The organism is Parafrankia sp. BMG5.11, assembly GCF_004337455.1.
In genome coordinates, this window is the sequence record NZ_SJXI01000058.1 from 42,372 (window position 1) to 51,424 (window position 9,053).

Sequence of the window (9,053 nt, forward strand, 5' to 3'; positions counted from 1 at the left end):
CTCACTGAGCCGCCACGCATTGGTGGAGAGCGCTGCCTTGCCGGTGGCGGGCCGCCCGACAGCACCGGTCGGTCCGGCGCTAGCAGACCGGCTGGTAGGGGACGTCCATGATGTCGCGTTGCCACTCGGCCTCGGTGATCTGGCGGGACGGGTCCGCGCAGGCGCGCGCGACCAGCCCGGCGTCGTCGATCCGGGAGATCCGGGCCGTGTGGTCGTCGCTGACGGACACGATGGACGTTCCGTCCGGAGTGAATTCGACGGCCTGGACCCAGTCGCCGTGGCCGGAGACCCGGCCGGCCGGTGCGGGCTGGCCCGGCGCGGTCAGGTCCCACAGATGGACGCTGGTATCCCAGCCGGCGGTGGCCAGGGTCCGGCCGTCCGGGCTGTAGGCGACGTCGAAGACCCACTTCTCGTCCGCGCGGAACGAGGCGGTCGCGCCCGGCCTGGTCGGGTCGGTGATGTCCCAGATCTTGACCAGGCCGTCGTAGGCACCGGTGGCCAGACGCCGCCCGTCGGGGCTGAAGGCCACTGTCCAGACGAAGTCCGTGTGCGTGGTGATGGCGGCCAGCGGGCGGGGCTGGCGCGGGTTGGCGATGTCCCACAGGCGGGCCGTGTGGTCCGCGCTCGCGGTGGCGAGGAGCTTGCCGTCCGGGCTGAAGGCGACCTCGTTGACCCAGCTGGTGTGCCGGTCGAGCACGGCGAGCTCGTGGGGCTGGCGCGGGTCGGTGATGTCCCACAACCGGGCGGTGTTGTCGTAGCCCGAGGTGGCCAGCATCCTCCCGTCGGGGGAGAAGGCGGCGTCGAGAACGTACCCGTTGTGCGCCAGCATGGGCGAGAGCTGCTTCGGCCGGGTCCGGTCGCTGATGTCCCACAGGCGCGCGGAGCGGTCGTAGCCGACGGTCGCGAGCAGCTTCCCGTCGGGGCTGAACGCCGCGTCGAGCACCCAGGCGCCGTGCGCGTCGATGGTCGACAGCTGCCGGGGACGCGTCCGGTCGGAGACGTCCCACAACCGGGCCACGTTGTCGGCGCCCGAGGTGGCGATGGTCCGCCCGTCCGGGCTGATGCCCAGGCCGAGCACGGAGCCGGTGTGCCCGGTCAGTGCGGTCGCGGTGGCGGCCGAATAGGACGTCCGCAGGCTGGCGCGGGCCTGCGGCACCGGGCTGATCCGGAACGCCGCGAGGCTCAGCCGCGCCGCGCGGCCGGCGTCGGAGTCGCGCACCGCCTCGGCGGTCGAGGCCACCCGCCGCGCCACGTCGGCCTGCGTCTCCTCCTTGCCGGCGCCGGTGCTGAAGGCGAGCGGGATGAGCGCGGCGATCAGCAGCAGCGCGATCACCGGCGCGGCGAACAGCGCGAACCGGCGCCGCGAGGTCGCCGCGAGGAACCGGGTGGCCCGGGGGCCGTGCCCGCCGCCCGGCGCCGGCTGGCGGGGGCCGCCGGCCTGGTCGTGCTCGGGCGCCGGCTGCGCGGGGACATCGGCGAGCGAGCGTGTCTCGTACCCCGCCGTCCCGCCGCTGGCGGCCGCGCCGGTCTTTCCCGCGCCGCCCGCACCGGCGCCCGTGCCAGCACCCGTGCCGGCCACGCCGCCGCCGGCGCCCGTTCCGGCCGCACCAGCGCCGTGGCCGGCACCGGTCGACTGGCGCGGCAGCGCGGCGCCGCCAGCCTGGCCTGACGGCGCGGCGCCGGCGGGAGCGCCGTCCGACGGTGGTGCCCCGGAGTCGGCCCGAGGGTCCGTGCCCGGGGTGATGACGGGGGGCGAACCGGTCTTGATGACCCGCGTGACGTCGGGGTCGGGATGGGTCGCCGGCCCCATGCCGACCAGCCGGAGGAACAGCTCCTGCGCGGACGGCCGCTCGGCCGGGTCCTTGCGCATGGCGTGCTCGACGATCGGCCGCAGTGCGGGGTCGAGGCCGTCCAGCAGCGGTTCCCGGTGGACGACCCGGTAGAGCTGGACCGGCGTCGGCCCGTCCCCGAACGGATAGGAGCCGGTGCCGGCATAAGTGACGAGCCCGCCCCAGGCGAAGATGTCGGCCGCGGCGGTCACCGCCAGGCCGTTGGCCTGCTCGGGTGCCATGAACGCCGGCGTCCCGATGCGCTGGATCTCCTGGCTGAGCATGGTCTGGGCGTCGAGGGCGCGGGCGATACCGAAGTCGATCACCCGCGGGCCGAGGGTCGAAAGCAGCACGTTGGACGGTTTGAGGTCACGGTGCACCAGCCCGGCACCGTGGATGGCCGTCAGCGCGGCGGCGACGCTGACCGCGACGCGCTCCAGGTCGGCCGAGCGCAACGGGCCCTCGACGGCCACGGCCTGCGCCAGCGTGAGACCGTCGACGTACTCGGTGACCAGGTACGGCTGCCCGTCGGGCGGGTCGACGACGTCGAGCACCTCGGCCGTGCAGAAGCGGGCGACCCGGCGCGCGACGTCCGCCTCCCGCCGGAACCTGGCCCGGAACTCGGGGACGCGGGCCAGGTCGGCCCGGATCACCTTGACGGCCACGAGCCGGTCGTCCGGGCTGCGCCCGAGGTAGACCGTTCCCATGCCGCCCTCGCCGAGACGTCCGAGCAGCCGGTAAAGCCCAAGTTGTTCGGGGTCGTCCGAACCGAGTGGCAGCGCGATGTTCGACGCGGCGGTGGTCGAGGGCCCGGTGGGATCCGGAGGCGGCGCGGTCTCCCAGTCCCGCTTTCGGCGCACGGCTCCCCCCGAACCGAGATGGCTGACACCGCAGAGCCTACGCGTGCGCTCCACAGCCTGGATTCAGTGTGACGGCACCGGGCTCGTCATGCTCGGCGGGTCGCCTTTTGCCGTGGAACGCGTCGTCGAGGTACTCGCCGCCTGGGAACGCCCCGACTCAGGAGACCCGGTGTCAACAGGTGTGGTGTCCATAGGGTCGGAGTCCACAGGTGCCGAGTCCATCCGCGCGGATTCGGTTGGTCCGGCCTCGGAATGCGCCGATCCCGAGTTCACCGGTGCCGAACCGGTTGATCCCGACGGCGCCGGTTCCTGATCCGACGGATCGGGACGCGCCCAGACCGAGCTTTCCGGCTCCGAATCCACAGGTTCGAGAACCGCCGGCCCCGAATCGACGAGATCCAGGCCCAGGGGCGCGGAGCCGGCCGGGTCCGGGTCGGCCTCCGGCCCGGAGCGGAACGCGATCCACACGCAGCTCACCAGCACTGCCAGCGCGAACGCGGCGCCGATCCACATCGTGGTGACGGCGGCGGCCGGCGGCCAGGGGGACCAGGCCGTCATCGCGTCCCAGGCGTCGACGAGATCGCCACCAGGGGGCTTCCAGAAGTACGGCAGAACGGTTTTGATCGACCACCACTGGGCCGCCGCGGCGGCCGCGAAGAAAAGGGCGGGAAAGAGCCGGGAGGCCCGCCGGCCGAATGCCAGAACACCCATTCCCACGCCGATCGCCAGCGAAGGTAGGCCCGCGTACAGATAGCGCCCCGAGATCCCGCTGACGTGGTGATGGTCGGCGAACGCCAGCGCCGACTGCAGGGTCATCAGCCCGAACAGGCCGATTGTCGGCCACAGCAGGAACAGTAGATTCACCCGCGTCCGGCTGTTGCGTCCCCGGATGATCGCCAGCGCGAAAAGAACGACCACGGCGACGCTCGCGGAGCGGACGAACTCCGTCGGCAGGTTCGACTCGAACCAGCCGAACGAGCCCCACCAGCGCAGGATCGTCCCGTTGACCAGTACCTCGGTGTAATCCCCCCAGTCATTCAGGTGGTCGCCGAGGGGGAATCCCGGGGTCTCGGGCTGGAAGGTCCGGTAGCGGACGACGTTGACGACCCACCACCAGCCGCCGAACCCGATCATGAGCGCGCCGCCGAGCAGGACCTGCCGCCACGGGGGCCGGGTCGAACCCGGTGGCACCGCCATGAGACCGGTCTCGGCGAGCAGGAACGGGTCGTCCGGGCCGCGCCGCGCCGCCGGCGCGGGCAGGGCGCGCGCGTCCCGCCGGGCGCGCCGCCAGGCGACGAGGTAGGCGAGCGCCACCATCGGCACGAGCACGATCGCCAGCGATTTCGAGAACAGGGCGAGCCCGATGAACACCCCGGCCCACGCGGCCGTGCGCAGGGACGTGTCCCCGCACAGGACGTAGACGATCGTCACCGTGGCCAGGCCCGCGGTCAGCGCGAGCAGGTTGTCGTTGTTGACGCTCGATCCGATGTGGGTGAGCTGCGGAATCGCCAGGGGCACCAGCGCGGCGCAGGTCGCCGCGACCCGGTTGCCGTCGCTGAGCCGGTGCGCCCCCGCCCACGCGAGCAGCGGGAGCGGCGTCACCATCAGCGCGCTCATCAGACGCAGGATCCCGATGGTGACGTCCCAGCGCAGGCCGTCGCCGTCGCCGCCGGGCAGCGCCCGGAGCACGGCGGCGCCCACCCAGTAGTACAGCGGTGGGTGCTGAACGAGCTGCTGGATCTCCCCGGGCGGCTGCGGCTCGCCGTCAGGCTGGCGGGTGTCTCCCATCTCGTCCCAGGTCGGCCGGTCGGCGCGCGGCGTGGCGTCGCCCTTGGCGATCGGGGCGTAGTCGAGGTCGTAGGGGAGCGCGTCGGTTCCGTAGGGTGACGCGGCGATAGTGCCGACCCCGTCGGGACGGACGAACGCGTGGCCGGGATGCGGCCATCCGGCGCCCTGGACCAGCCGCATCACCGCGTCGACGTGGTTCGGCTCGTCGGGCGCGTGGTACTGCGGCACCAGCACCGACCAGCTCGCGAGCAGCGCCGCGAACAGCCCGGTGATCAGCCAGATCGGCAGCGGCGCCGAGCGCAGCAGCATGATCGGCCGGAAGCGCGCTCCGACCGGGTAGCCGGCGGGGGAGGCGGCCAGCGACACGGACACCGGCTCAGCGCCAGTAGTCGATGTGCCCGACGATCTTCGCCGGTGAGCCGGCAGCGACCGCCTTGGGCGGGACGTCCTTCGTCACCACGGCACCGGCGGCGACGACGGCGCTCTCCCCGACGGTCACACCCTTCAGCACGATCGCCCCGGCACCGATCCAGGCCCGGTCCTCCAGCACGATCGGCCCGCTCATGGGCTGTTCCACGCCGTCCACGACCATCGGATGGAAGTCGTTGTCGAGCAGCTGGGTGTTCCACGACACGTTGCAGTAGGCGCCGATCCTCACCCGCTCCCGGACGAGGATCTTCGCGAAGCCGTTGATGTTGGCGAACGGGCCGAGCTCGAGCACCCCCGAGTCGACCACGACGCGGATCCCGCGCTGCAGCGAGACGACGCCCTCGCAGCGCACCCGGCCCTCCGGGTGCACGCGCAGGATCGAGACGTCGTGCTTGGTGGTGAGCCCGAACGGGGCGAGCCCGATCCGCAGCGCGGCGCCGTCGGCGAACTCGATCCGCTCATGACCCTCGATCACTGTCGGCGAACCGATCCAGATCGGCTGCTTGTGTGCGAGTGGATACCGAAGACCGGCCACGAACGAACGGGCCGAGGTCTCCCGCGCCGCCCGCAGAGTCCGCACATGGCGCACATACTCCCGTAGATCACCTCTGAACGTCCCCACGAGCGGTAACAGTAGGCGCAGTCGGGGGGCGACCGGAGTTCGGGCCCCGGCGCAGGCCGTGTCACCCTGGAGAGCGGACTGCCCGCGACCTGCCGGGGACGGAACGCGGGCGCGCAACGACGACCGGGAGTCACACCGACGTGAGTGTCAGCGCCATCCATCCAGCCGAACAGCCGACCAAGACGGCTGTGGAGACACCGCCCTACGTGACCGTGGTGCTCCCCTGTTACAACGAGCAGGATCACGTCGTCCTCGAGCTCGAGCGCATCACGGCGGCGATGGACGTCAGCGGGTACAGCTACGAGCTGCTGGTGATCGACGACAAGTCGACCGACGGCACGCTGGACGTCCTGCGCGACGTGGCGGCGAACTTCCCCCATATGCGGCTGATGCCCTTCCGGCGCAACGGCGGCTCGGGCACGGCGCGGCGCATCGGCACGCAGGAGGCCCGCGGGAAGATCGTCGTCTGGACCGACGCGGACATGACGTACCCGAACGAGCGCATTCCGGAGTTTGTTCGCTACCTGGACGAAAACCCTGACGTCGATCAGGTCGTCGGTGCACGGACGACCGAGGAGGGCACGCACAAGTGGGCCCGCGTGCCGGCCAAGTGGTTCATTCGCATGGTCGCGCAGCGGCTGTCCGGGACGAAGATTCCCGACCTGAACTCCGGCCTGCGCGCGTTCCGCCGGGACGTGTCGCTTCCGTACCTGCGCCTGCTCCCGCCGGGATTCTCCTGCGTCACCACCATCACCATGGCGTTCCTGTCCAACCAGCACCCCGTGGACTACCTGCCGATCCACTACGCGAAGCGCTCGGGGACGTCCAAGTTCCACCCCTTCAAGGACGCCCGTCGATACATCCTGCAGGTGCTGCGGATGGTCATGTACTTCGATCCGATCAAGGTCCTGATGCCGGTCGCCCTGTGGATCATGGCGCTCGGTTTCGTGAAGTTGATCGTCGACCTCGTCCGGTACGACCTGCGGGTGACCACCTCCACGCTGCTCGCGATCCTCGTCGGGTTCCAGATCGTGGTCCTCGCGCTGATCGGTGACCTGGTGGCCCGGTCACGCAGCGACACCTGAGCCTCGGCGTGCGTATCGCGATCATCGGGCCGACCCACCCGTACAAGGGCGGCATAGCCCAGCACACCACCGAGCTGGCGCACCGCCTCACCGCGCGCGGGCACGAGGTGCGGATCGAGTCGTGGTCCCGCCAGTACCCGGCGCGGCTCTACCCCGGACAACAACGGGTGGACACCCCGGAGGGGACGCCGTTCGCGGCGACGTCCTACCCGCTGTCCTGGCGCCGCCCCGACTCGTGGTTCCGGCTGGGCCGCCGGCTGCGTGCTCCGGCCTCGGGCGGCCCGGGTTCCGGCGCCACGGTGGACCTTGTAGTCCTCGTCGTCGTCACCCCGATCCAGGCTCCCGCCTACCTGGGCATCCTGGCCGGGCTGCGTGGGCGTTCGGGGGGCGGCCGGTCGTCCCGCGGCGTCCTCGCGCTGTGCCACAACGTGCTGCCGCACGAGCGCCGGCGGATCGACGAGCCACTGGTCTCCGCGGTGCTCCGCCGCTGCTCAGCCGTCCTGGTGCACACCGAGCCGCAGGCCAGGCTCGCCGCGGAGCTCACCGCCGCCCCCGTGCGCGTCGCCGAGATGGCACCCCACCTGTGGACCGCCGCCGGCGGGGACATGATCCTGTCCGGGTCCGGGTCCGGGTCGGCGCACGCGCCAGAGGCGGGATCGTCGCGGCCGTCGCCGTCGCGCGAGTTGCTCTTCTTCGGGCTGGTCCGGCCGTACAAGGGCCTCGACGTGCTGCTGCGCGCCCTCGCCGCCGGCCCCGAGGACGTCCGCCTGACCGTGGCCGGGGAGTTCTGGGGCGGCATCGAGAGCACTCGTACCCTGGTGGCCGAGCTGGGCCTCGGCGAGCGGGTCACGCTGCGCCCCGGCTACGTGCCGGCCGAGGACGTCCCCGCCTTGTTCGCCGCCGCGGACGCGCTGGTCCTGCCGTACCGGGCCGGCACCGCCTCGCAGAACGTCGACCTCGCGCACCTGCACGGTGTCCCCGTCGTCGCCACCCGCGTCGGCACCCTCACGACGTCCGTGCGTGACGGCGTCGACGGCCTGCTCGTGCCGCCCGACGACCCGGCGGCGCTGGCGGCGGCCCTGCGCCGGCTGTACGAGCCGGGAGTCCTCGCCGCCCTGCGCGCCAAGGTGACTCCGCCCGACGTCGACAGCGCCTGGGACAGCTACCTCGACGCAGTGCTGAAACCGTGCTGACGGCGAAGGCGCCGCTGTCGGCGGCTCAGGAGCGGGGCAACCCGAAGTGTGTCGCCTATGAGTGTGTTCAGTTGGGTGTTCAGCGGGTCGGGACCAGGTCCCGCCTGGTGGGAAAGGCAGACTGTGCGCCATGAGTTCCCTACGTGACGACGCCCTGGCCTACGCCGGTCACCAGGTGCATGTCATGCGCCGCCGCGAGGTCGGGACCCTGCTCTCCTGGGCGGGCGACCTGCACGGACGGACCATGCTCGACGTCGCCGGCGGTGACGGCTACTGGGCCGGCCAGGCGGTCCGCCGCGGCGCCCGCGCCGTCAGCCTGGACCTCGCCCGCCACAAGCTGGACTTCGGCAGCCGCCTGAAGCACCGTCCCAGCCTCGTCGAGGGCGACGCGCTGCGCCTGCCGTTCGCGCCCGCCACCTTCGACATCGTCATGTCGGTCTGCGCGATCGAGCACTTCGACGACGGCCCCGCCGCCCTCGCCGAGATGGCCCGCGTGCTGCGCCCCGGCGGCGACCTGGTGATGTCCGCGGACGCCCTGACCCGGGCCGACCGCTGGCCGGACCTGTTCGCCAGCCACCGCGAGCGCTACCACGTGCAGCACACCTATCCGGGTGAGCAGCTCACGAAGCTGCTCGCCGACGCCGGGCTCGAGGTGGTCCGCCAGACCTACATGTTCCGGTCCGAACGGGCGGAGCGCCTCTACCTCAACCTGTCCGCCAAGGGCGGGCGCATCGGCTGGAACGCGGCCGCGGTCTTCTCCCCGCTGGTCGCCCTCTCCGACCGCCGTGCACCCGACACCACGGGCAGCGTCGTGCTGACCCACGCCCGCAGGCGGCAGCCCTGAACACCCCGCCCCCGCGGCCGCGCACACCCCGGCCACGGACGTCGACAGCCCAGCTCCGGCCGGCCCAGGACCGGCCGGCCCAGCTCCGGTCGGCCCAGCCTCGGGTGGCCCAGGACCGGGTGGCCCAGCATCGGGTGGCCCGGCTCCGGATCGGAGCCGTCTCGTGAGCGCGCCTGCGCCTCCCGCGCAGAAACTGCTGGCCGCGTTCCTCACCGTCATGCTGTTCGCGCTGGTCATCTTCGGTCTCGGGGCCGCGTTCGACTCCTTCGGTCACCGCGGCTGGGGCTACGTCGTCGGCATCAGCTGCTGCATCATCATGGTCATCGCCGGCCTGGCCGCAGCCCGCCGCGACCGCTGACCCACCCCCACCTGTCTGAGGATCTGTGGCGGGTCAGTGAGTCCA

7 protein-coding genes are annotated in these 9,053 nt (G+C 72.2%); 4 read left to right on the top strand and 3 right to left on the bottom strand.

Features of this window, described 5'->3' with window-relative positions:
* Nucleotides 1-79: 79 nt before the first annotated feature.
* The 3 genes from E0504_RS32955 to E0504_RS32965 form a co-directional block, all read right to left on the bottom strand.
* Nucleotides 80-2,689 (bottom strand): WD40 repeat domain-containing serine/threonine protein kinase, encoded by a 2,610-nt coding sequence (locus E0504_RS32955; RefSeq protein WP_131626531.1) that lies wholly within the window; start codon nt 2,687-2,689, stop codon nt 80-82.
* A gap of 63 nt (nt 2,690-2,752) precedes the next feature.
* Nucleotides 2,753-4,849: a DUF2142 domain-containing protein gene (locus tag E0504_RS32960; protein WP_131626532.1), complete on the bottom strand. Its 2,097-nt coding sequence runs from the start codon at nt 4,847-4,849 to the stop codon at nt 2,753-2,755.
* A gap of 4 nt (nt 4,850-4,853) precedes the next feature.
* Nucleotides 4,854-5,486 (bottom strand): DapH/DapD/GlmU-related protein, encoded by a 633-nt coding sequence (locus tag E0504_RS32965; protein WP_112108872.1) that lies wholly within the window; start codon nt 5,484-5,486, stop codon nt 4,854-4,856.
* Between the two features lie 182 nt (nt 5,487-5,668).
* Between E0504_RS32965 and E0504_RS32970 the strand changes: the two genes are divergently transcribed.
* The 4 genes from E0504_RS32970 (at nt 5,669) to E0504_RS32985 (ending at nt 9,008) form a co-directional block, all read left to right on the top strand.
* The gene (locus tag E0504_RS32970; RefSeq protein WP_020463328.1) at nt 5,669-6,613 is read left to right on the top strand and encodes a glycosyltransferase family 2 protein; all 945 of its coding nucleotides are present in this window, start codon (nt 5,669-5,671) and stop codon (nt 6,611-6,613) included.
* 8 nt (nt 6,614-6,621) lie between these two features.
* Nucleotides 6,622-7,806 (top strand): glycosyltransferase family 4 protein, encoded by a 1,185-nt coding sequence (locus tag E0504_RS32975; protein WP_131626533.1) that lies wholly within the window; start codon nt 6,622-6,624, stop codon nt 7,804-7,806.
* Nucleotides 7,807-7,936: 130 nt separating this feature from the next.
* Complete coding sequence (locus tag E0504_RS32980; protein WP_071067006.1) at nt 7,937-8,650, top strand: class I SAM-dependent methyltransferase; 714 nt, start codon at nt 7,937-7,939, stop codon at nt 8,648-8,650.
* 163 nt (nt 8,651-8,813) lie between these two features.
* Nucleotides 8,814-9,008, top strand: coding sequence for a hypothetical protein (locus E0504_RS32985; RefSeq protein ID WP_071067007.1), 195 nt, complete (start codon nt 8,814-8,816; stop codon nt 9,006-9,008).
* Nucleotides 9,009-9,053: the final 45 nt, after the last annotated feature.

Coding starts and splice junctions, on each gene's coding strand:
- E0504_RS32980 (WP_071067006.1), top strand. CDS start 7,937: ATGAGTTCCCTACGTGACGACGCCCTGGCCTACGCCGGTCACCAGGTG.